General features: G+C 46.0%; 15 protein-coding genes. 10 read left to right on the plus strand and 5 right to left on the minus strand.

Annotation, left to right across the window (positions count from 1 at the left end; genetic code table 11):
* Positions 1-300: 300 nt before the first annotated feature.
* Together CRN95_RS07500 and CRN95_RS07505 are read left to right on the plus strand one after the other, a co-directional pair.
* Positions 301-576 (plus strand): type II toxin-antitoxin system RelB/DinJ family antitoxin, encoded by a 276-nt coding sequence (locus CRN95_RS07500; protein ID WP_097020763.1) that lies wholly within the window; start codon positions 301-303, stop codon positions 574-576.
* The gene (locus CRN95_RS07505; protein WP_088629239.1) at positions 576-857 is read left to right on the plus strand and encodes a type II toxin-antitoxin system YafQ family toxin; all 282 of its coding nucleotides are present in this window, start codon (positions 576-578) and stop codon (positions 855-857) included. The genes CRN95_RS07500 and CRN95_RS07505 overlap by 1 nt, the downstream gene beginning before the upstream one ends.
* Before the next feature lie 111 nt (positions 858-968).
* On the opposite strand, the gene CRN95_RS07510 is transcribed toward CRN95_RS07505, so the two are convergent.
* Positions 969-1,850: an arginase family protein gene (locus CRN95_RS07510; protein ID WP_097020518.1), complete on the minus strand. Its 882-nt coding sequence runs from the start codon at positions 1,848-1,850 to the stop codon at positions 969-971.
* Positions 1,851-2,010: 160 nt separating this feature from the next.
* Here CRN95_RS07510 and CRN95_RS07515 point away from each other — a divergent pair, with 160 nt between their 5' ends.
* Positions 2,011-2,505 (plus strand): nucleoside deaminase, encoded by a 495-nt coding sequence (locus CRN95_RS07515; protein WP_097020519.1) that lies wholly within the window; start codon positions 2,011-2,013, stop codon positions 2,503-2,505.
* 42 nt (positions 2,506-2,547) lie between these two features.
* On the opposite strand, the gene CRN95_RS07520 is transcribed toward CRN95_RS07515, so the two are convergent.
* From CRN95_RS07520 to CRN95_RS07535, 4 genes are all read right to left on the minus strand, one after another.
* Positions 2,548-3,486, minus strand: a complete 939-nt coding sequence (locus CRN95_RS07520; protein WP_097020520.1) for a radical SAM/SPASM domain-containing protein — start codon at positions 3,484-3,486, stop codon at positions 2,548-2,550.
* Positions 3,483-4,523: a tRNA-dihydrouridine synthase family protein gene (locus CRN95_RS07525; protein WP_097020521.1), complete on the minus strand. Its 1,041-nt coding sequence runs from the start codon at positions 4,521-4,523 to the stop codon at positions 3,483-3,485. The genes CRN95_RS07520 and CRN95_RS07525 overlap by 4 nt, the downstream gene beginning before the upstream one ends.
* A 180-nt stretch (positions 4,524-4,703) precedes the next feature.
* The gene (gene rdgB, locus CRN95_RS07530) at positions 4,704-5,330 is read right to left on the minus strand and encodes an RdgB/HAM1 family non-canonical purine NTP pyrophosphatase (RefSeq protein ID WP_097020522.1); all 627 of its coding nucleotides are present in this window, start codon (positions 5,328-5,330) and stop codon (positions 4,704-4,706) included.
* Positions 5,331-5,386: 56 nt separating this feature from the next.
* Positions 5,387-5,578 carry a TM2 domain-containing protein gene (locus CRN95_RS07535; RefSeq protein WP_088629233.1) on the minus strand — a complete coding sequence of 64 codons (192 nt, stop codon included), beginning with the start codon at positions 5,576-5,578 and terminating at the stop codon, positions 5,387-5,389.
* 156 nt (positions 5,579-5,734) lie between these two features.
* On the opposite strand from CRN95_RS07535, the gene CRN95_RS07540 reads away from it, so the two are divergent.
* The 7 genes from CRN95_RS07540 (at position 5,735) to CRN95_RS07570 (ending at position 21,691) form a co-directional block, all read left to right on the plus strand.
* Complete coding sequence (locus CRN95_RS07540) at positions 5,735-7,690, plus strand: hypothetical protein (RefSeq protein WP_097020523.1); 1,956 nt, start codon at positions 5,735-5,737, stop codon at positions 7,688-7,690.
* On the plus strand, positions 7,675-8,484 hold the full coding sequence (locus tag CRN95_RS07545) for a transglutaminase family protein (RefSeq protein WP_097020524.1): 810 nt from the start codon (positions 7,675-7,677) through the stop codon (positions 8,482-8,484). The genes CRN95_RS07540 and CRN95_RS07545 overlap by 16 nt, the downstream gene beginning before the upstream one ends.
* A gap of 293 nt (positions 8,485-8,777) precedes the next feature.
* Positions 8,778-11,429 (plus strand): TIGR02171 family protein, encoded by a 2,652-nt coding sequence (locus CRN95_RS07550; protein WP_235002935.1) that lies wholly within the window; start codon positions 8,778-8,780, stop codon positions 11,427-11,429.
* A complete protein-coding gene (locus CRN95_RS07555) occupies positions 11,426-14,176 on the plus strand; it encodes a TIGR02171 family protein (RefSeq protein WP_097020526.1) in 2,751 nt (916 codons plus the stop codon). Before CRN95_RS07550 ends, CRN95_RS07555 begins: the two co-directional genes overlap by 4 nt.
* 3 nt (positions 14,177-14,179) lie before the next feature.
* The gene (locus tag CRN95_RS07560; RefSeq protein WP_097020527.1) at positions 14,180-16,924 is read left to right on the plus strand and encodes a TIGR02171 family protein; all 2,745 of its coding nucleotides are present in this window, start codon (positions 14,180-14,182) and stop codon (positions 16,922-16,924) included.
* 2 nt (positions 16,925-16,926) lie between these two features.
* Positions 16,927-19,878, plus strand: a complete 2,952-nt coding sequence (locus tag CRN95_RS07565) for a TIGR02171 family protein (protein WP_097020528.1) — start codon at positions 16,927-16,929, stop codon at positions 19,876-19,878.
* 19 nt (positions 19,879-19,897) lie between these two features.
* Entirely contained in the window at positions 19,898-21,691 is a 1,794-nt protein-coding gene (locus CRN95_RS07570) for a hypothetical protein (RefSeq protein ID WP_097020764.1), read from the plus strand.
* Positions 21,692-21,773 lie beyond the last annotated feature (82 nt).

The following is a 21,773-nucleotide window of genomic DNA, read 5'->3' on the forward strand; positions in this document are numbered from 1 at the left end:
CATAATTTGAAGCCAAGAGAAAATTGCGGTCGAAATTTTCGTCCGCAAAAATTTATCGAAAATATTTTGCAGACCTCTTGACGGAGGTCTGCTTGTAATTTATATTACTGGTGTACAAATGAGCATTTTGCACCGCGGCAAACAATTAAACCCTCGCCTTTTTAAGCATGTAGGCGGAAGGAGTGAAAGATGAGTGAAAAAGAAAGGCTTAAATCTGTCTCGATCCCGCAAATTCACGATCAGATGTATTGCATTTGCATTGAAAATGAATTAGATTTGTATAAAGAAGAGGTGATTCATATGGCAAATGCAGTTTTACAGACAAGAATCGACAAAGCCACTAAGGATGAGGCTGAGCAGTTATTTGAATCTCTCGGTCTGGATATTACTACGGCAATTAGACTGTTCTTGAAACAGGCTATTAACCAACGCTGCATCCCTTTTGAAATTGTTCCTCCTCAACGCGAGTTTTCCGATTCGACATTAGCCGCTATTGAAGAAGCTAAAAGTCTTGCTAGAAATCCAAAAGCGAAAAGATATTCTTCTGCTAAGGAACTCCTTGAGGATTGCAAGTAATGGTATACGAGCTTCTTAAGACATCTCGCTTTAAGGCTGGTGTAAAGCTTGCGCGAAAGCGGGGATTAGATATTTCTCTTCTAGAGAATGTCATTGAAAAATTGCGACTTGATCAACCACTTGATGCAAAGCATCGTAATCATGAATTGTCAGGGAATTTCAAAGGCGTCTGGGAATGCCATATTCAGCCGGATTGGCTATTGCTTTACTTGAAGGATAATGGCGTGCTAGTGCTGACTTTGGTTGACACTGGATCGCATAGCGATATCTTTAAAAAATGACTGCTGAAAAAGGGCAGGCGATGCTTGCCTTTTTTAATTCAGCAACCATTGGTTGCTAAATCGTCAGTAGTAGAGGAGCCTTTGCTACGCAAATAGGCTTGGAAACTGTTGCTAGTATTCCTTAATCTTCTTTAAAAACTCGACAAGTTCGCGATTCAGCTCGCTATTGAGCGTGTCTGCTTCTTGGATGGTGTGGTGCTCGTCGCCTTCGAAATCGTGGGCGCGTTCACCGCAAATGTCCACGCCGAGAATCCTGCGACCTGTGGTAAGTGCGGTGATGCAATCTTTGAGGGCGTCAAGCGTAAGTGAACCTTGATCCCAATTGGTTACAGCATAGGATGGCGAGAGTGCGTCTTTGTCGATGGAAATGTAGAGATTAGGCGAGAGGACGTTCACAAAATCGCTGCAGATTAGAGACGAGAGAATGCTGAGTTCGCTTTCGCGGATGAATGTCACTTTATCTAAAATGCTTGATTCCCTAGATTGCGAAAGCTCTTCGCGGACGGTTTCGACGAGTTCGTCTTTGACACCGATGATAATTGCATTTTGAATAAACTTATTGTTGTCGAGGACTTCTTTGACCCAACCGCCACAGCTTAAAATTCCGCCGAAACGGGGCGGTTGCATGTCGGGATGATGGTCGAATACGATGAGCGTGAATGGTTCCTGGACTCTATCGGTCCAGAGCTTGCTCATGTAATGGTAATTGCCGTTGTCAAAGAAGTGAATACTTGGTTGCGGCGCAATGTCGTTTGTGGAATTGTCGCGATTCTCGATAATGCGGTTGCATTCACTTTTGCTGTCGCTTTCTGCGTTGTCAATCGATTCGTTAATTTCCTTGATGGCGTCGTCGTCACAGTAGCAGTCAGTTCCTACGATTTTTGTGCAGTCGAGCCAGCGAACGTCCTTGCTTGTTTCTGCGGTGGCGCGCAGTTCTTGCATAAAGGCTTGCTCGGCGTAAACGCCCGTGAAATCTTGAACTGTAATCATCATTGTCAAAAAATAGTTAAAAATCTGCTGCTTTGGGCAAAAAAGGCGGTGCCTGCTCAGTGACAGGCATGACAGACTTTGGGAAAAATAGCGTGTTTTGAAGTTTTCCTGTTGTTGTTTTTCTCCGAGTTTTTGATTATTTTAGTGAGGTCAAGGAGTTTTTATGCAAGAAGAATTGAAGAATATTACGGACGAAGACAAGCGCTTTATGCAGATGGCTATTCAGTTGTCCGTTGAAAATGTTGATAATGGCGGTGGTCCGTTTGGCGCTGTTATTGTCAAGGATGGCGAGGTCGTGGCGACGGGCGCAAATCGCGTTGTGCCGAATAATGATCCGACGGCTCATGCCGAGGTGACTGCAATTCGCAATGCTTGTGCAAAACTCGGAACGTTCATGTTGGACGGCTGTACCGTTTACACGAGCTGCGAACCCTGCCCGATGTGCTTGAGCGCTTTGTACTGGGCTCGTGTCAAGCGCATCTGCTATGCCAATACAAAAGCCGATGCCGCGGCCATCGAATTCGACGATTCCTTTATCTATGATCAACTCGATTTGCCGTACGAAAAACGTGCTATCAAGTGCGACCATTTTATGCGAAACGATGCGCTTGTTGCTTTCAAAAAGTGGGCGTCAAAGACAGACAAGACGCGCTATTAGATTCCTGTTATTTCTAATAACTAATGACTAATAACTAAAAATTTATTTAAACCGTTTGCAAAAACTGCAGGTTTGACAAAAAGGGTGGCGTAGTTCGTGCTGCGCGAACCCTTCTTTTATATTTTGCGCGAGCGGGCTTTCTAAAATTTCAGCAAAGCTTTGTTCGCCGATGTTACCGAGTGTAATTTGTCCGCTATGGTCGAGGCAACAGGCGACAACGCGACCGTCATGGAGAATCGCTACGTGCGTGTCTAGCGCGCGGCAAGTGCCTGCGATGTTTTGCTCTGGATGACAATTGTTACTGTTTTCGGATTGCGCTGAAGGCCATTTAAATCTTGTGTCTTCGTGCAGATAAAGTCGACCGGTTATGTTGAAACTCTTGTGGCGACTGCAGAAATGCCCGGGCGTGATATCAACGCCAAAAGTCTCGTGGATGCGTTTAAGCATGTAGCTGTTCCACGAGGAGGCATCTTCGGCGCCGACGTTCCACAATCGTAAATTGATGTAGAGATCGGGGCGCTCGACAATTGAGAGACTGCAAAAATCAAGGACATTTTGCAAATAGCGTTCCGCGGTTTCTTGGGGGAGTTCCGCGTAGGCATGCGTCGAAAAGTTGACTTGGCGGACGGCGGGCGAGGCAAGAATTTGACGGCCTGTGCGTTCAATCGTTGTGCCGTTAGTCGTGAGCGTGAGCTTTAATGGCGTTTGTTCGAGCTTTTTGAGGTAATGCACAAAGCCGGGGTGGAGCGTGGGTTCGCCGAGAACGTGAAAGTAGACGTTTGTTGCGCCGATTTCTTGCGCGCCTGTGATGCATGTTTCGAACAGCTTGGAATCCATGAACGTGCGGCTCGCGGACGTCGACGAATTGTCTGCTGCAAATCCGTTGTCGGCTTCATTCACGTTGCCTACAGCAGTTCCGCAGGGGCAAAAGCTACAATGCAAATTGCAAACGTTCGTGATTTCGATGTAGACGCTGTTCACGAGAGGCCCCTCATCTCCATAATTGCTTCTTGGTATTCGCTGAGTTTGCCTGCTTTTTTGATTTTCTTGAAATTTTTTTTTGGAATGCTTGGTTCGAGGTATTCCCAGAAACTTTGTACGTGCGAGAGAATTTGGCTGTCGCCTTGGTTCGTTTTGCAGGCGTGGTCAAATATGACCTGGTGCATTTGGAAAAGTTTGCCGAGCAAATTTTGATGAGTGTTGCTGTTTAGGGGGGCGGCGCAGTTTATATCGCGCATTCCTTTGTATTCCGCTGCTAAACTTGGTTTCGCGAGAAGTCCGCGGCCGATCATCACGCCTGCGAGCTTCGGGTAGCGTCGTTCCATTTCACAGATTTGCGAGACGGTTGTGATGTCGCCGTTATAAACGAGCGGATGGCGGCATTCCTCATAAAACTTTTCAAATGATTTGAAATCGATTGCGCCTTTGTACTGTTGCTTGCCGAGTCTGGGGTGGAGCGTAATTTGCGAGAGCGGCGCTTCGTTTAGAATCGGGAGGAGAGCAAAGGCTTCGTCAGGGGCGTCTTGCCCAAGCCGCATCTTGACGGAAAACTTTATCGGCGCAGTTACTTTTGCCATTGCCGGCGCGGTTCCGTTCGTAACGCTAGACAATTTCCTGATCTCGTCCATTATTTCTTGGACGGTTTGCTTGTCGTTTAAGATTCCTGCTCCACGATGGCGGTTGACTTGCATCGGGAAGGGGCATCCCATGTTGAAGTCAATTTCCATGTAGCCTTTGGCGATTAGCGCGTCTGCGAGGATTTTAAATTCATCGACGCTGTTCGCGATAATTTGCGGAATCTCGCGTGCATTTTCCTCCGCAATGTCCGTGCATCTTGAATTTGCGCATTCAGCATTCGCGATTTCTAAATCTCGCAAATCTTTTTCGCGCGGTTTCCCGTTTTCAATCCGCAAGAACGGTGTGTAATATGCATCAACACCGCCAAAGATTTCAGCGTGGGCTTTTCGATAAATGCCCGTCGTGTAACCTTGTAGCGGTGCAAATAGATTTTTTAGCATGGCGCTTTTTTGCGGACCTTGTTTTTTACAAATGCAATAGTAAATGTATTAATCTTTTTTCAACTAAGAATGGCGATGCCGTCCCCATACGCGGATCATGACCACGTAAGAACTAAAGTTCTAAGTGGTCAAAGAGAACAGAGTCCGGCATGACAATTGAAAAAATGTGGATTATGCTTTTTATTTTCCGAGAGCTTTCTTCAAAGCTCTGATGGCGTTTCCGCGATGGCTGATGACCTTTTTCTCTTCAAGTTCCATCTGCGCAAACGTTCTCGTTTCACCATCCGGAACAAAGAGCGGATCATAACCGAAGCCCATGTCGCCGACAGGTGCGTGGTTGATTTCGCCGCGGCATTCGCCTTCGAAAATAATCGGCTTGCTGATGACAAATTCACCTTTTTCGTTCTTGGTGACGGTTTGGTATGAGAGTGCACAGAAATAACGTGCTTTACGGTCTTCGATACCTTCGAGCTTTTGCATCAACTTGACGTTGTTGGCTTCGTCATCGCCGTGCTTACCGCAGTAGCGGGCGCTGTAAATGCCAGGTTCGCCGTTCAAGGCGAAAACTTCAAGGCCAGAATCATCGGCGAGAACGGTCGCTTCGATGTTGCGCTTAGCGAGCCATTGAGCCGTTGTATTCGACTTGATGATGGCGTTTTCGGCAAAGGAATTCCCATCTTCGATGATGTCTTCGTCAAAACCGATGTCTTTCAAAGTCTTGAATTCGTAATGGTCTGTGCCCAAGATGTGGGCAAAGTCTCTAATTTTTCCGGCACTTCCGGTCGCGATAACAAATAAACGTTTCATGTTACGATTGATAAATAAAAAATGACTGGATCCTACGCTTCGCTCAGGATGACAGGTTAGTAATGTTCCGGTTTCATGACGATCAAGATGGCGTCAACGATAATGCCGACTCCGCAGAGACCGCCGGTGCAAAGCCACAAGATTCCTGTCCAGATTTTTCCTTCGTAAAAACGGTGCAGACCCAAGTATCCGAGCAGAATACAGAGGGCAAGAGCAATCCATTTGTTGTGTTCACCAGTAGAAGGCATAAAGACTCCTTGTTTTTTACGAGTACAATTTAGAAAATGTGCGGAATAGCCGCTAGTCAATGGTCCATAGTCATTAGAAATATTCAATAACCATCAACTAATAACTAATGACCATATCTACCTACTTAAACATTTATTATTATTCCTTTCGTGAAAATGAAAAAAATATCGACTTCTTTTTTGTGCCTTGCAGGGCTTTCTGCGGGTATGTTCCTTGCTGCATCTTGTGCAGCTCCGTCTGTCAATCCTTCCGTGCAGGCCAATGAATCTGTGGCTCCGGTCATTCATGTTCCTGTTTATGCGGCTCCTGTTGCTGTGTTTGAAATGCGCGTGCTCGATAAGGATAAGCAGGTTCGTGTCGTTGATAAGCCTACTCTTGCGGCTCTCGATTTTGCGGCATATTTCTCGAATCCGATTCGCATGGCGGGTATGGATGAAAAACCTGAAAATTACACGGGCAAAATGGCGAATGCCAAGCTTGCAGAATTCCCGTTCCCGATGCTCGATTCGATTTCGGAATACGAACCGGAGGCTGTTGCTGGTGTAGCTCCGATTGCGTGGGAACCGTTTGCGAAGATTCTCTATGCGCAGACTGGCGATGAAACGCTTTCGAAGACCTTGAATGAAATTGAAGCGGTCAAGTGGAATGAACCCGATGTATTCCGCGCTTTCCAGACGGTAAGCCGTTTGTGGGGTGTGCCTGGAACGGGTGAAAATCAGGGAAAGATTGAATGGTGGGCCGAAGTGATGCCTGCTGTCTGGACGGGCCGTGCTCCGTTCTATGGTAAGCTCAAGTTCGTTTCGGGTGGTGAGTCTGCGGAAGTCTTGAATTACTACATGACGGCCGAGATGAACAGTGAAGAGGCCATGAACTGGGCTCGCACGCTTTCGTCTTACTGGTACCCGACATTGAATACGGACTTGGAACAACATACGCCTGGTGCTATTTGGGAAAACTCGAGTGCAAATCGCCCGTTTGCAGTGATGCGCGGAAACCCGATGGGGAGCCCCATGTGGGTTGCTTTTGAAGTTCCGGCGTTCCGCTTGACGGATGAACAGTTGCGTGCTGCTGCTGTTGCCGATTCTTTGGCGGCTGCAGGTGAAGTTGTGCCGGTGAACCGCACGCTCGATACGAGTTCTTATGCTCGCTTGGAAACGCTTGCTGCTATGGAAAATAGCTGCCCTGCAACGCCTGCGACAAAGAAGTTCCGCGAAGCTTTGAAGAAAAAGCTATCGAAGCTCCCGAAGGAACAGAATGCCTGGGCGGATAACGGAATGCTTTGGTTCCGCCGCAATGCAAACTACCTCGTTGCAGATAAAATTAGTGGTCAGGATAGCCTCCATAATCCGCTCCCGAGAATGATTGAACTCAAGCAGTACTTGGATTCCATGAATGTTCAGCTTCTTGTGGTTCCTGTTCCTGTAAAAGAAGAAATCTATGCGGATAAGCTTGTAAAGGGTACACCTGCGGACTTGTGCGTGAACGTGAACGGCCGTGAATTTATCCGCGAAATGCTCGCCGCCGGGATAGACGTACTCGACCTTTACCCGTCTCTGATGGCGGCCCGCAGTGGCGATGACGCTCCGCATTACAGCTACCAGCGCTACGATACGCACTGGGCATTGCCGGGCATGCTTGCCGCTATGGAACAGCTCGCTTCTCGCGTGACGCAGTATAGTTGGTATGCCGATGCAAACCCGCAGCCGGGTAGCCTCGTGATGAAGGATACGGTAGTGCTGCGCGAAGGGGACTTGGTCGCTCACTTGCCGGATAAGGAAAAGTCCAAGTATGCTGCCGATACTCTTGCAGGCATGAAAATCTACAAGGGCGACAAACCGTACAAGGGCGGCAAAAATGCGCCGATCCTCTTGATGGGCGACTCGTTCACGGGGGTGTTCGAATCCGTGGACCAGAAAAGCGGTGGCCCGGGTTCCTTGCTTGCTTATGCAACGGGACTCGACGTTCAGGTGCTTACAAGCTGGGGCGGTGGCCCAGGCGTTCGCGCTCGCCTCAAGAAGATGAAAAAGGACATGCTGAGCAAGCGCCTCGTGATTTACATGATGACTGCTCGTGACTACTGGCAAAGCCCGATGGAATGGGACGGAATTTAGACGAAAGAACGCTCGCAAAGCTCGCTACAGACGAAAGACTAGAGAAGGGTCTTTCGTCTCTCGTCTCTCGTCTCTCCTCTAAACTTTTTTGGTGGCTATTCTTCGCGACTCTTTTGATAGCACTCCCGTTTCTGCTTTGGAACGGGGAGAACGATTCCATGAGCTATCGCGAAATGGCGTGCGTATTTGAAGAACGTGCGCCGGGCTGCCTTGATTCTATTGGCGATTGGCATGCGGGACTTGCTTATTTTGATAGCAGTGTCGCAGTGAATCACGATACTTTGCAATCTCTGAAAAACCTGCTTTGGCAATTTTGGAATATCGATTTTGCCGGGGCGGGCGAGGCCGCTGTTGCTAAAGATGCTGTGCTTCCGCTTCGCGTTCTTGCAAACAGAAAATCTGGCTGCATGGGGCTTTCTTGGCTTGCGCTCATGGTGGCCGAAGCGCGCGGTTTGCATCTCGATGCTATTCTCCTTCCGGGGCACGTCTTTTTGCGTTACGGTTCCTCGGACCGTTTTGTGAACTTGGAATCGAACCGTCGCGGCTTTACATACACCGATGAAGAATACCGAGAAAAGTACCAAAAAGGTCCTTGGACCGGCCTTGAATTTAAACCGCTAGAAACGCGGCAGTTCGTAGGACTTGCCGCATTTGATATCGGCAATCTGTACCTTGAAAACGATGTCCCCCGAGCGCTCACGTGGTACCGCATGGCCGAAGAATTTTTTCCGGAATATCCGGGAATTAGCGTAAATCAGACTATTGCAAAAAGTCGATTGCCTGATATTCTGTAAAATTTTTTGTGATTGTGCTTTTTTCGCCTGTATTATGGCGTTTGGGGTCTGTTATTTATTGGGTTTAATTTCCCGTGAATTTCTATTTTTTAGGGGAAATGTCGACACGCTGCGATAACGCTTTTTTCTTAGGAAAGATACTTTTTTGGGTATCTTGTATTCTTGTTTTTTCGGGGTGTGATACTTTTTTTGGCGAACATGTTTGGCTAAATGCTCCGATAGAAACAGACAAGGCTCATGATGGCTTAATTACGATCAAGGCTTCGAAAATTAAAAATTCGAATGGTGGTGCTATGTCGTACCTAGGTACGTATGCTCCAACTGCAAAACCTAGTGAAACGCCTCAATTGAAGGCGGCCTTGAATTATGATTTTTCCATTGGTGCGCACGAGATTACTTGCGGTGAATTTAAACGGATCATGGGGACAACTTTTGATGATCGTTGCCGAGGCAAGGATTCTGATTTGCTGCCCGTGACTAGGGTTACTTATTTTGATGCCGTCCTTTATGCAAACGAACGTAGTAAGCGTGAAGGCTACGATACTGCTTATACTTATTTCTCAACTGCTTTTGATGCCGCGGGAAACTGCGTATCGATGGAAAGTATTCTCTTCCATCCCGAAGTGGAGGCGTATCGTCTGCCGACAGAAGCGGAATGGATTATGGCCGCAGACCGCGATTGGAATCCTTCTGCAGAGTGGAATGCGCTGAATTCCGATTTTGAGCCGAAAAAAGTTTGCTCGTATCCTCGTATTCATGGCGACTTTTGCGATATGGGCGGCAATGTCAAGGAATGGGTCTCGGATTGGCTTGGCTATTTCAGGGACACGACGATTACGAATTTTGTCGGAGCTTCTGATGGCGGTTCTCTAGGTGAACGCATTATCAAGGGCGGGAGCTATCGCAACGACCCGTCTTCGATTAAACTCTATAATCGTGGCGATGTCTACATTGTGACTTCGGCGGCGAAGTCGGAATATCTTGGTTTCCGTATTGCCTTTGGTAAAATTCCAGATGCCGTCTGGATGAGGCGAGATGGTCAAGTTCGACAAAATAGGGTTATCCCGATGGCAGGCGCTAGCGTCGTCAAGAAGAACATGGAAACGTATCGTACAAAACTTGTTTTCCGTAATGACGTGAGCGGAAACTTGGCTTTTGTGGATTATGTCAATGGCTCTCTGTCGGTTTTCGAATTTTTGGACACCCTTGATTCCTATCATCCTGATATTTCTCCGGATGGGAGACTTGTTGCCTTTTGTACAGGAATGGAAGGCGTTTCTGGCAAGTCGGATGTCTATATTCGTCCGCTCTCGGAAAATTATACGAAACCGTTAAAGGTTAAGGCCAATGGAAATGCAGCCATCCCGCGATGGCGCTTGCTTGAAAATGGCGATACCGTCATTGTGTATGTTTCGGATGCCGGTAATAACAAGGAAAATTCTGCGTTTAAGTCGAAAAGTACATGGCAGGTGAAGTATGCCAATGGTCGCTTTGGCGTTCCTCAAAAGCTTTTTGACGGCGCTTATCACGGTGGTATATCTGATGATAATACGCTTGCCGTAACGGGTGCCAGATTGTTGCGTGCGAAAGTGGCCAAGCCCGGCATGACCCTTGCAAATGCTCGTGATACCATATGGTATAATGGGGAACAGGCCTGTAACGTTTCGCTTGCGAACGATGGCACGAAGCGTGTGGCGTTCCTTGATTTTGGCGGGGATACCGGGATTGACTTTGTGGGTGAAAGCTATGGGACGCATGAACGGTTGCTTATTGCGGACAGTACAGGAAAACTAATCAAGTCCATTGCGGCACCTGTGGGCGATAGCTTTGACCATACGGAATGGGCTCAGAATTATACGGGTTCGGACCCTGATGGCGGTTTTATTGTTGCTACTCTTGTAAACGCCAATGGAACGCACAAGAAAATTGTCCTTATAAATGTGAAAGATGGCTCGATTTTGGATTTGGTTGAAGGCGATGAACTTTGGCACCCCGCAATTTGGCGTAAGAAGTACGAAACTTCAAAAACGTCAGAACTTGATCCTGACAGCGCAGGCGTTTATTTGCGCCCTGCGGATGAATGGGCTTCTGTTATCATGCGCTTCAACATGGAACTTCTCTGGAAGTATCGCGATTCTGCGAATGTGGCCATTCTGGGCTCGTCACGCCCGTTGTTTGGCATAAGCCCTTCGCGTTTCGATAAAAGTTTCTTTGCGGTGAATTTTGGACAAACGCCTAATTCCATCTATATGACAAGGGATTATTTGGACCATTATGTATTCAATCATCTGAAAAAGTTGAAATATTTGATTATTTCGCTTGATATTGATTTCTGGTACAAAATTGATGGCCCTAATGGCGACAACATGTTCTATACGCATTTTGATAACTATCCGGGATATGTGTACGACAAGAATCATGATTATTGGAAAGACGGAGTTCCAGATGGATTGCTGGAATATACAGAAAATGCGATTGGTTCTTCGGATGAAAGTTTGTACATGAAGGACCGTGGCCGGTATTCTTATTCGAATTGTAGTTCTTGGCGTGAAAATCCTGAAATTGAGATGGATAGCACCTATTATGATTCCCGCGAATACTTGCTTGAAGACTGTAAGAAAGCCCTCATTTCCATTATTGAGGAAGCGGCAAAGAGGAATATCCGTGTGGTGGGTGTTATTTTCCCGCAGAGCCCGGCGTATAAGGAAACAGGCGCGTTTGGACGTTATGGACTCCGCCGTAGCAGGGCAAAGAAACTGATTGATGAACTTAGTTCTTTAAATAAGAAGTATCCGAATTTTTTGGTGATGGATGAAAATAAAATGGGAAAGCACGACTATACAGATAATATGGCTGTAGATGAAGACCATTTATGTAATGGTGGTGCTGGGTTATTGAGCTATCGGTTGAATGAGCTCTTGTTATCCTGGGAAAAGAAAAAATGAAAAACTTTATCCGTCATCCTTTTTGCTATAGAGTCCTTTGCTTTATTTCTCTTATTTTGGGAGTTTCATGTAATGAAGAAAATCCCGTTTTTGCCGTTCCGACAAATCCCTCTGTTGTAAATGAGATAGATGGTTTTGTCTTTGTTAAAGCTGGAGGAAATTCAACTTTCCTGGGAACGGATGTAAATGGGGCTCGTACAAGTGAAACTCCTAGGATGAAAGTTCACTTTACGTATAATTTTTATATAAGCAAAAACGAGGTTACTCGTGGCGAATACAACGCCTTGCGAAATGGTGCTGGTGCTGAATGCCATGAAGCTTGCGATGACCAAAGCCCGGTGACGAACGTGTCCTATTTTGATGCCGTGCTTTATGCAAATGCCAAGAGCAAAGCTTATAACCTGGATACCGTTTATACGTACACAAAGGCGACTTTTAATCCCAAGGGCGGTTGCGATGACCTTGATGGACTTGTTTTCCGTGAAGATGTAAATGGTTTCCGCTTGCCGACCGAAGCTGAATGGGTCTATGCTGCAAGTCATGGCTGGAACCCCGAGGCGGGTTGGCATAGCGAAAATTCGGGCTTTGTGGCTCATGATGTAGCGACATCGCCGGCGAACACTTTGGGCATTTACGATATGGCTGGCAACGTTCTGGAATGGGTGAACGACTGGCTTACATATTTTCGTCAAGAGCCTGTCACTAATTTTGTGGGTGGAGCTGATGGCGGTGGCCTTGGAGAACGTGTGGTCAAAGGTGGAAGCTACCGAAATGACCCTTCACTGATCAACATTTATAGCCGTGGAGATATTTATACCGTTGTTTCTTCGGCTAAGGCAGATTATATCGGTTTTCGCTTGGCTTTGGGAGCTATTCCTAATGCGACGATGCTTGATGAACGTGGTTCTGTAAAAGAATCTGTAGTCAATTCGCTGGCTGAAACGAATGATGTTAAGCATCTGACGGGAACGTATGAATCGAAACTTGTATTCCGCAATGATGTGACGGGCAATCTGGCGTTTATCGAATATGGAACAGGATTCAATTCGGTGACAGAAATCAAGGACAGCTTGCAAGTATATCATCCTGATGTTTCTCCTGATGGAAAACGGGTTGCCTTTTGCACGGGAATTGAAGGTGGTGTCCGTCCCTCAAGCGTGTATGTCCGCAATCTGGATGCGACAGGATCTGGACTTGTCAAATTGGACGTCGAAAATGCTGTAATCCCTCGTTGGCGTATTCTTGAGAATGGCGATACCGCGATTGTCTATGTCTCGAGTGCCGCGGACAATAGCGATGATGCTTCGTTTGCGGCGATGAGCACTTGGCAGGTTCCTTTTAATAACGGACAATTTGGAATCCCCAAGAAAATTTTTGACGGAGCGTTTCATGGAGGCGTGAGCGCGGATAAGCAACTTGCGGTAACCGGCTCAAAGCTTTTGCGTGCTAAAATGGCTACAATAAGCAGTGTCGTGTTTAATGGCGTTGATTCCATTTGGTATGGTGGAGAACAGGCTTGCAATGTTTCGCTAGCTAATGACGGTAGCAATAGGACTTTGTTCCTTGATTTTGGCGGCGCTACGGGTGCCCAGTTTGTGGGACAATCTTACAACACCCATGAAAGGCTTTTGGTCATGAATAATCGCGGAGAACTTGTTCAAAGTGTTGCGGCTCCGGCTGGCTATACATTTGACCATACAGAATGGGCTATTGGAGGCTCTAATCTTGCGGTGGCGACACTTGCAAATGTGAATGGCGTCCATCAAAAAATCGTTCTTGTCGACTTTTCGGATGGATCGGTAAAGACTCTTGTGGAAGGCGACGAACTTTGGCACCCTTGCCTCTGGCATTCCAGAAATCGCTTTGACAGTGTGAATCTCGATACGGACAGCGCTGGCGTTTATTATCATCCGTCGGCTTCGTATGGCGCAATTGACCTCCGTGTGAAAATGGAGCGCTTCTGGGAATATCGCGATGAACTCACGGCTGTTGCTTTGGGTTCTTCAAGAACGATGTTTGCACTCTATGATAAAGATGTGAAGTCGCAGCGTATTTTGAACATGGCGTTTTCTTCGGGGCAGGTGACGGGTATGGAATACCTGTTTGAAAACTACGTCTTGAACCATGTAAAGAATCTGAAGGTCGTTGTTCTTGAAATGTCTCCGGCCATGTTGTGGACGGATCGTTACGACACTTGGAGTGAAGTTATTTACAACAGAGTTCCTGGATACAAGTACGATGAAAGTCACGGCTTTTGGGTCGATGGCTTGCCGGATCATTTCTTGGATGCTGTAAAGGCTTCGCCACGCCCTAAGACGGCGATGCTTTTTGATTATGATCTAGAGGACTTTTTGATGCCTTCAAGGAATTGGGGCGAGGCAGTCTGTGTCCGTGATTCGAACGTCCTTACTTTAGATTCGCCTTTGTTGAAAAGAAACCTTAAGACTTTTGAAGATATGGTTCAAAAGGCTCGTGCAAGAGGAATTACTGTTATTGTTACTGTCTTGCCCCAGAATCCGGGATATGCAAAAACGGGAACTTTTGGGATTTATGGCCCAAGGCGCAGTTATGCTATGGAAATTATCAATGAGATTGGGAAACTTGATGTGATCATGTTTGATGAAAATAAGTTTGGTGAGCATGACTATACTAGCGAAATGGCTTACAATACAGATCACCTGAGTGCTCTTGGCGCAAAGCAGTATACGCATAGGCTCGACTCGTTGCTTGCTACATTGGAAAATTGATCTATGCTGAAGTTCTTACTGGCCGCATTTGTTCTTCTTTTGGCATCGTGCTCGGATTCCGAGGGCGTATCTTCGTCTAGTAATTCGCGCTTCTTGCCGGGAATGGTGCGGTTCAGTGCGAAAAAGGATACTGTTTTTTTGGGAACCGATTATCCTTTGGCTAAGGCTACAGAACGCCCGCAAATGAAAGCGTTTTTAGATTATATTTTTTATTTGGGTGAGCATGAGGTGACATGTGGCGAATTTAATACGCTCATGAAATCGTCTTTTAAACTGAATTTGGCCTGCTCAAGTGAAAATATTCCTGCAACAGATTTGACCTATTACGATGCTGTTCTCTTTGCAAATGAACGCAGCAAGGCCGAAGGCTTTGATACGGCTTATACATATGTCAATGCGCAGTTTGATGGCGAAAAACATTGTATAAACCTAGAAGGCTTTGCGTTCCATCCCGAAGTGAAAGCTTATCGCCTGCCGACCGAAGCGGAATGGATTCTGGTCGCTCAAAAAAATTGGAACTTGTCTGCAGGCTGGACTGCCGAAAATTCAGGGTATGAATTGCACGACGTTTGCACCATTGTGGATTCTGTCTCTAAATTCTGCGACCTTGTCGGAAACGCTATGGAATGGGCAAATGACTGGCTCGGAAATTTCCGTGATACGGTGGTGACCAATTTTGTGGGCGCCCCTGATGCGGGCTCGCAGCGAATGCGCGTTGTTAAAGGTGGTAGCTATAGAAATTCCGCAAGCTCCATTGAACTGTATAATCGCGGTGACGTGTATATGGTGACTTCGTCGACTCACAAGGAGTATATAGGATTCCGCCTGGCGTTTGGTGCCATTTCGGAAGCAACTTGGATGAGCTCGGATGGTAGAATTGTGGAATCGCGAATTGTCCCGTTGACTTCGTCTGTAACCATGAAATCCCTGGTGGGGTCTTATCAAGCAAAACTTGCATTCCGTAACGACATTACGGGAAACTTGACTTATATTGACTATTTGAGCGGGTCCCCTTTGGTTAGGGAAATTGCGGATTCGCTTGAAGTCTATCACCCTGATATATCTCCGGATGGAAAAAAAGTGGCCTTCTGTACTGGGCTTGAAGGGGTTCAGGGAACTTCGGAACTGTACGTGCGTGACTTGAATGAATCTGGGACGAATTTGGTTCGCCTAAATGTCGAGAGTGCGGCTATTCCGCGCTGGCGAGTGCTTGAAAATGGCGATACGGTCATTGTCTATGTGACGAATGCTGAAAACAATGAAAATGATAAGACTTTCAAATCGGCCTCTACATGGCAGGTAAAGTTTGCAAATGGCAAGTTCGGTAAACCGGTAAAACTTTTTGATGGTGCTTATCATGGCGGCATAAGCGAAGATAATACGCTAGCTGTTACAGGTTCAAGCCGTTTGCGAGCCCGCATTGCCGAGAAAGGCTCTTCTGTTGCCGAAAACGCCCGAGATACCGTGTGGTACAAATATAAAGATGAGGCTGAACAGGCTTGTAATGCGTCTCTTGCCAAGGATAGTAGCAAGCGGACGTTGTTCCTTGACTTTGGCGGTAAAGCAGGTGTGAAATTTGTTGGAAAAGATTACGGGACGCACGAACGTTTGCTTGTGGCAAAATCTTCTGGTAAATTGGTGCAGTCTGTTGCCGCGCCGAATGGGTACACATTTGACCATAGTGAATGGACCATAGGCGGGGAAAATACAGCTGTTGTAACTCTTGTAAATGGCCAGGGCGCTCATCAGAAAATTGCACTTGTCGACTTGACGGACAGCTCGGTTGTGGAAATTGTCGAAGGGGAGGAACTTTGGCACCCTTGCTTGTGGATTAGGAACAACATTTCTGTCCGTGATAGCGTTCTTGATTTAGACAGCGCTGGCGTTTATTATCTTGAGGGCCAAGATGGAACTCTTGAAGCGATTGGCATAAAGCTTACGGTGATGTGGAAATATAAGGATGATATAGAGATCCTGTGCGTGGGGAGTTCTAGGACTGAAAAAGGCATTGTCGTGACAGAGATGAAATCTGGCTTTGCGACGAATGTCGGGCATATGGGAAATGACTTGAATGCGACGCTGTATGTTGCTGAAAATTATGGCGTGAATCATTTGAAAAAGTTGAAGTACATCGTGATGGCTGTAGATATTGACCTTTGGCTCAACAGGATGGAGTTTTCGGATTTGATATTTACAAAAGCCCCAGGCTACATTTATGATGCAAACCATGATTTCTGGAAAGACAATTTACCGGATTATTTTACGGAAGTCGTAGAAAATGCCGCCAATTATCCGGAAGCCGCAAGGACGAATTTTGTGGAATCCCGCGGGTTCTTTAGCGATGAGGGCGTTGAATGGGGCTCTCCCTTGGTGGAACTCGATTCAAATTGGTCAAAAGCGAATATTGCAAATGTGCAATGGAACTTGAACCGTCTTGAAAAATTTATAATTAAGATGGATTCTCTGAATTTAAAGATTGTAGGGGTAGTTTTTCCACAGAATCCTCGCTATCGTGAAACGGGGTCTTGGGGACGCTATGGACCGCAACGTTCTTTTGCGGAAGAAATTATGGAGACTTTGATGAATATGGAGCATAGGTATTCAAACTTTGTTTTGATGGATGAAAATAAAAATGGGGATCATGACTACTCTGATGAGATGGCCATAAACACAGATCATCTGAGCATTGCCGGTGCACAAAAGCTGACGCATAGGCTTGATTCACTGCTGTTGAAACTAGGAGAGTAACTATGGGCTTCTGTTATAAAAGAAACATCCTTGTCTGGAGCATGTCTGTCTTTGCTCTCTCTTTGATGGCTTCTTGCAATCATTATGATTCTTCGGTAGAAAGTAAAGTCGAGTCTTTTTTGACATGCTCCTCAAAGAAGAATTGCCCTGAAGTCGATTTACAAGATGAATTTATTTTGGTTCGCTCTTCTAAACAAAACGTGGCGTTGGGAACGAATTTGAAATCGGCCAAGGCGAGCGAACGCCCCGAAATGAAAGTCGAGTTTACTTATGACTACCAGCTGGGGCAACATGAAGTTACTTGTGGTGAATTTAATGATTTGATGGGGGGCAAGAAAGGTCGCGTTTCTCTAGATTGCGAAAAGAGAAACTTGCCGGCGGTAAATGTGACGTATTTGGATGCCGTGCTTTATGCAAATGCCAAAAGTAAAGCTGCCGGCATGGATACTGCCTATACTTACTCTTCGTTGGAACTGGATAAAAAAGGCCATTGCGTCTTGATGGAAGGCTTAAAATTTGATCCCGATGTGGATGCTTTCCGTTTGCCGACCGAAGCAGAATGGGTGTATGCCGCGGGTTTAGCGTTTAATGTCGATAATAGCTGGAATGCCAGTAATTCTGATTTTGAATCTCATGAAGTTTGTAAGAAAAAGGATGATAATGGCTTTTGTGACTTGCTTGGAAATGTGACCGAGTGGGTGAATGACTGGCTTGGATCGTTCCGCGAAGAAACGGTTACGAACTTCATTGGCGCAACCAATGGCGGGAGCCATGATGAACGCGTTATCAAGGGCGGTAGCTTTAATAGTATTCCTCAGACAATCAATCTTTATGCACGTGGTGACGTTTATACGGTCACGGAACAAACGGCTTCTAATTATCTCGGATTCCGCTTGGCGTATGGTAAAATTGAAAATGCCGTTTTGCTGAATACGTCGGGAGATGTCGTTTCTTCGAACGTCTCGGTTGTTGTTGGAAAAAATAAGATTTCGTCTATTTTGGGAACGTCGCGAGCAAAGCTTGCTTTCCGCAATGATGTGACCAAAAAGTTGTCCTTTATAGATTTTACGAAAATCACACCGACGGTTGTTGAAATCAAGGATTCGATAGATGTCTATCATCCTGACATTTCGCCAGACGGAAAACGTGTTGCGTTCTGCACAAGCGAAGAAGGTGTCGGCGGAAAGTCGGAAGTCTATGTCCGTGACTTGAATGAATCGGGGAGTAATCTTGTAAAGCTTGATGTGAAGTCAGCAGCAATTCCTCGCTGGCGTGTGCTTGACAATGGAGATACGGTTATCGTTTATGTCACCGATGCGGGAAACAACGAAGATAAGTCTTCGTTCTTTGCAAAAAGTACGTGGCAGGTGAAATTTGCAAATGGAAAATTTGATGGAACGCCTGTAAAGCTTTTTGATGGCGCTTATCATGGCGGTATCAGCGATGATTCGAAATTGACGGTGAGTGGAGCCCGTCTGCTCCGTGCTCGTGTTGCTTCGAAAAAATCGACTGTTGAAGAAAACGCTCAAGATACGATTTGGTATGCAAAAGAACAGGCTTGCAATGCTTCTTTGAATAAAACATCCAAGCAGACCTTGTTCCTTGATTTTATGGGTGAACCTGGAATTGAATTTGTTGGTGAAGATTATAACGTGCATGAACGTATGTTTGTTATTGATAGTACTGGCAAATTGCTCAAGTCGGTGAAGGCTCCTAAAAACTGGGCGTTTGACCATAGCGAATGGGTTCTGCATGATGAAAACAAGGCTATTGCTACGTTGACTAATGTTGATGGCGCTCACCAGAAAATAGTGCTAGTGAATGTTGACGACAATACGATTACAGAAATTGCAGAAGGCGAAGAACTTTGGCATCCTTGTTTCTGGAAATCTGTTAATAATGCATCAAGTGACCAGAAATGGAGTGCCGATAGTGTTGGTCAATACTTAACTCCTAAAAATCAGACGTATTACTTGCTCGCCAATAAAATGCCGATGTTCTGGCTGTTGAAGGATTCTGTAGAAGTTGTGGGGCTTGGAAATTCACACTTGTGGGTGGGCTTTGCGGCTCCTAAAATGAGCAAGCCTTCGATCAATATGGGGATTATCCCGTGTGATATGCATTGTGCCCATTATCTTTTTTCAAATTATGTTTTGAATCATTGTTCTAAACTTAAATATGTTGTTCTTGGCCTTGGAATTGACTGGTGGTGGAATGGTGATGAGCGTACCGATGTCAATATGAGTATGAATAGTGCACTTGGCTATGAATACGATAGAAATCACGAGTTCTATCCGGATGGCGTTGACGATGAGTTCTTGAAACTTATTGCAGAAAATGCATCTCCAGAAGCTGATTATGTCAAGTCCAATCTCGGATGGTACCCCACAACGGAAAATAGTGGATGGTATGATGAAAATGGCGTGGCTGGAATGAGCGGCGATTCTACATGGAGTGATTGCTTGTTTAACAAGAGTCTTGCCCAGTGCCTTGTCAATATGGATCAGGAAACTTGTGTTTCTAATTACCATATGGATGTTTGCGTTGCGGATTCGAGCTTGGATAAGTGCCTTGCAAAATCGGAACTGAGCCAGTGCTCTGCACTTTTCTCTGGTGAATTTGAAAAATTGAAGGATGTTGTTCGCCTGGCTAAAGAAAGGGATATTACCGTTGTTGGAGTCTTGTTCCCGATCAGTCCGTATTACAAGAAGACGGGGGCTTATGGCCGCCATGGCTTACGCCGCAGCCATGCCGAAAAGCTGATCGAAGAAATTGAAAATTTGGCTGATATCCATTCGAATTTTTACCTCATGAATGAAAATAATTTTGGCGACCATGATTACCCGACATCAATGGCAAGTGATTTTGACCATTTGAACAAGGATGGCGCCAAGCGTGTCACTGCAAAAATTGATTCTCTGATTAAATCAATAGACGGCAAGTCGAAAAAGTAAATAGTAGGGTAGGTTGCTTGTGCATTTGTCTTTAGTATTGGTTGCTGCTGCGGTCGCGCTTTTTGCGGTATTCCCGTTGACGGATACCGATATTTGGTGGCATCTGGCCTGTGCGCGCGATTGGGTGACGACTTGGACACCTGTGCGCGAACCCGTTGTGAATGTGCACGAGTATTTCCAGCAGATGGTAGCGTTTGTCTATGACATTGGTGAAGCTCCGTTGTTGGTTGCTTTCAAGGCTTTTTTGTGGGGCCTTGTCTTTGTACTGTTCTTGCTGCCCTCGATGCGCGGTTTTAATTTGAATAAAGAAAACTCAGTTGATTCTAGTGGAGAGATTTCTCCAGTAACGTTTGCTGGGATTGCGGTTCTTCTCTTTATTTTCCGCTATCAATTTGAAATGCGACCGGTGCTTTTGAGCATGCTCTTCCTTGGCATTTATTGGAACGTGTTGCCTTGGCTCTTTTACGGGTGGCGCGAACGTAAGATGGAACGCAGCTCGGTGTCCAAAAAATTTCATCATGTGTTTCACCTGACATTCCGTGATGTGACGAGCTTGTATAAGTTTTTAGGCGTGCTTTTGATCCTTTTTATCCAGTGGATTTGGTGCAAATGCCAGGGACTGTATGTCTTGGGATTGGTCTTGGCATTTGGCTTTTTCTCGTATAGCCTCTGGTTTAGGCGCTGGGTGAGGTTTGGAAAGGTAAGGCTATGGAATGGGACTCGAATTCCGCTCAAGACGATTGCGTGGCAGTTGCTTTTTGTCATTTTGCTGTTTGCGATGCCGTTTTTCCATCATGACGGCCTGAATTTAATTCCCTATCCGTTTGAGCTGTTGGATCGGTTGCTTGGCCTTTCTCCTTCTGCTATAATTTTTTCGAATGAAATTGCGGAAAACCGTTCGCCGATTACGCTTTTGCTAAATGGTGAAAATGTGTTGCAGTCTGCTTTGATGCTTGTATTTTGCGTGGCCGGAATTGTACTTGCTATAGTCCGGTGGTATTTGCAACCCTCGCCGGATTCTTCGTGGCAGTTGTCTTGGCAGACGAATGAACGTGTCGAGGCCATATTTACCCGCAGGCTGCTTCCATCCTGGCTTTTCATCACTGCGATTCTCGCTCTTGTTGCCGAACGCAACTTTGTGCTCTTTTTGCCGGTTTTTGTGGCTATTGTTGTGCATTTTTCGATGCGCCCGTCGACATCTAGTTCGAAACTCAGGAATACTAGCCTGAAAATCAAAAATACAGGCTTGAAACTGAAAAAACATCTTGCTGAAAAGTCTCGAAAGATTGGCTCTAAGTTAAGGCTTAAGGGAAAACTGGCTCAAAAAACTCGCAATTTGGGTCATTCGTTTAGCCCGCTTTTGACATCGGAGTTTTTGCTTGCTGCCGTTGTTTTGGCTTTTGTGCTTGGGCATTGGAGCAAGTCGCTCTCATCTTACGATTCCATGATTGCCTACCAGCGTGTGCCTGTGGGGGCTGCGCATTGGATGATGGAAAATCCGCATCCGGGCAGGTTGTTTAACGATGACCGTGCGGGCGGCTATTTGGCGTTTATGAACCCGCTCGATTCGATATACATCGATGGGCGTTTTATCTTGAAAACGGCAGATTTCTTTGAACGTTACCTGACTTATGCGACCATGCCGCGGCTCTTTTTGGTGGATGCCGATTCGCAAGATATCGATCGCGTGGTGCTCCCGCTCCGCTATTATGCCAGATGGGATAAGTTGATTGCAACCCTTGATTCAAGCGAAAAATGGCACGTAGCGTACCGCGACTCTCTTTTTGTCGTGATGGACCGCACACAGCATTAAAACGTAAGACTAAAAAAATTTAAATTTGGTCGCTAATAATTTATTTTTAGATAGATTTAACGGCCCTGTGTGGGCATTGGAG

The sequence above is a fragment of the Fibrobacter sp. UWB16 genome (genome assembly GCF_900215325.1).
GTDB lineage: Bacteria > Fibrobacterota > Fibrobacteria > Fibrobacterales > Fibrobacteraceae > Fibrobacter.

What these genes read in the sequence shown, in the direction of transcription:
- CRN95_RS07515 (WP_097020519.1), top strand. Translation starts at nt 2,011, where the DNA reads ATGCAAGAAGAATTGAAGAATATTACGGACGAAGACAAGCGCTTTATG.
- CRN95_RS07535 (WP_088629233.1), bottom strand. Translation starts at nt 5,578, where the DNA reads ATGCCTTCTACTGGTGAACACAACAAATGGATTGCTCTTGCCCTCTGT.
- CRN95_RS07550 (WP_235002935.1), top strand. Translation starts at nt 8,778, where the DNA reads ATGTCGTACCTAGGTACGTATGCTCCAACTGCAAAACCTAGTGAAACG.
- rdgB (WP_097020522.1), bottom strand. Translation starts at nt 5,330, where the DNA reads ATGAAACGTTTATTTGTTATCGCGACCGGAAGTGCCGGAAAAATTAGA.
- CRN95_RS07540 (WP_097020523.1), top strand. Translation starts at nt 5,735, where the DNA reads ATGAAAAAAATATCGACTTCTTTTTTGTGCCTTGCAGGGCTTTCTGCG.
- CRN95_RS07525 (WP_097020521.1), bottom strand. Translation starts at nt 4,523, where the DNA reads ATGCTAAAAAATCTATTTGCACCGCTACAAGGTTACACGACGGGCATT.
- CRN95_RS07510 (WP_097020518.1), bottom strand. Translation starts at nt 1,850, where the DNA reads ATGATGATTACAGTTCAAGATTTCACGGGCGTTTACGCCGAGCAAGCC.
- CRN95_RS07565 (WP_097020528.1), top strand. Translation starts at nt 16,927, where the DNA reads ATGGGCTTCTGTTATAAAAGAAACATCCTTGTCTGGAGCATGTCTGTC.
- CRN95_RS07555 (WP_097020526.1), top strand. Translation starts at nt 11,426, where the DNA reads ATGAAAAACTTTATCCGTCATCCTTTTTGCTATAGAGTCCTTTGCTTT.
- CRN95_RS07545 (WP_097020524.1), top strand. Translation starts at nt 7,675, where the DNA reads ATGGGACGGAATTTAGACGAAAGAACGCTCGCAAAGCTCGCTACAGAC.
- CRN95_RS07500 (WP_097020763.1), top strand. Translation starts at nt 301, where the DNA reads ATGGCAAATGCAGTTTTACAGACAAGAATCGACAAAGCCACTAAGGAT.
- CRN95_RS07505 (WP_088629239.1), top strand. Translation starts at nt 576, where the DNA reads ATGGTATACGAGCTTCTTAAGACATCTCGCTTTAAGGCTGGTGTAAAG.
- CRN95_RS07560 (WP_097020527.1), top strand. Translation starts at nt 14,180, where the DNA reads ATGCTGAAGTTCTTACTGGCCGCATTTGTTCTTCTTTTGGCATCGTGC.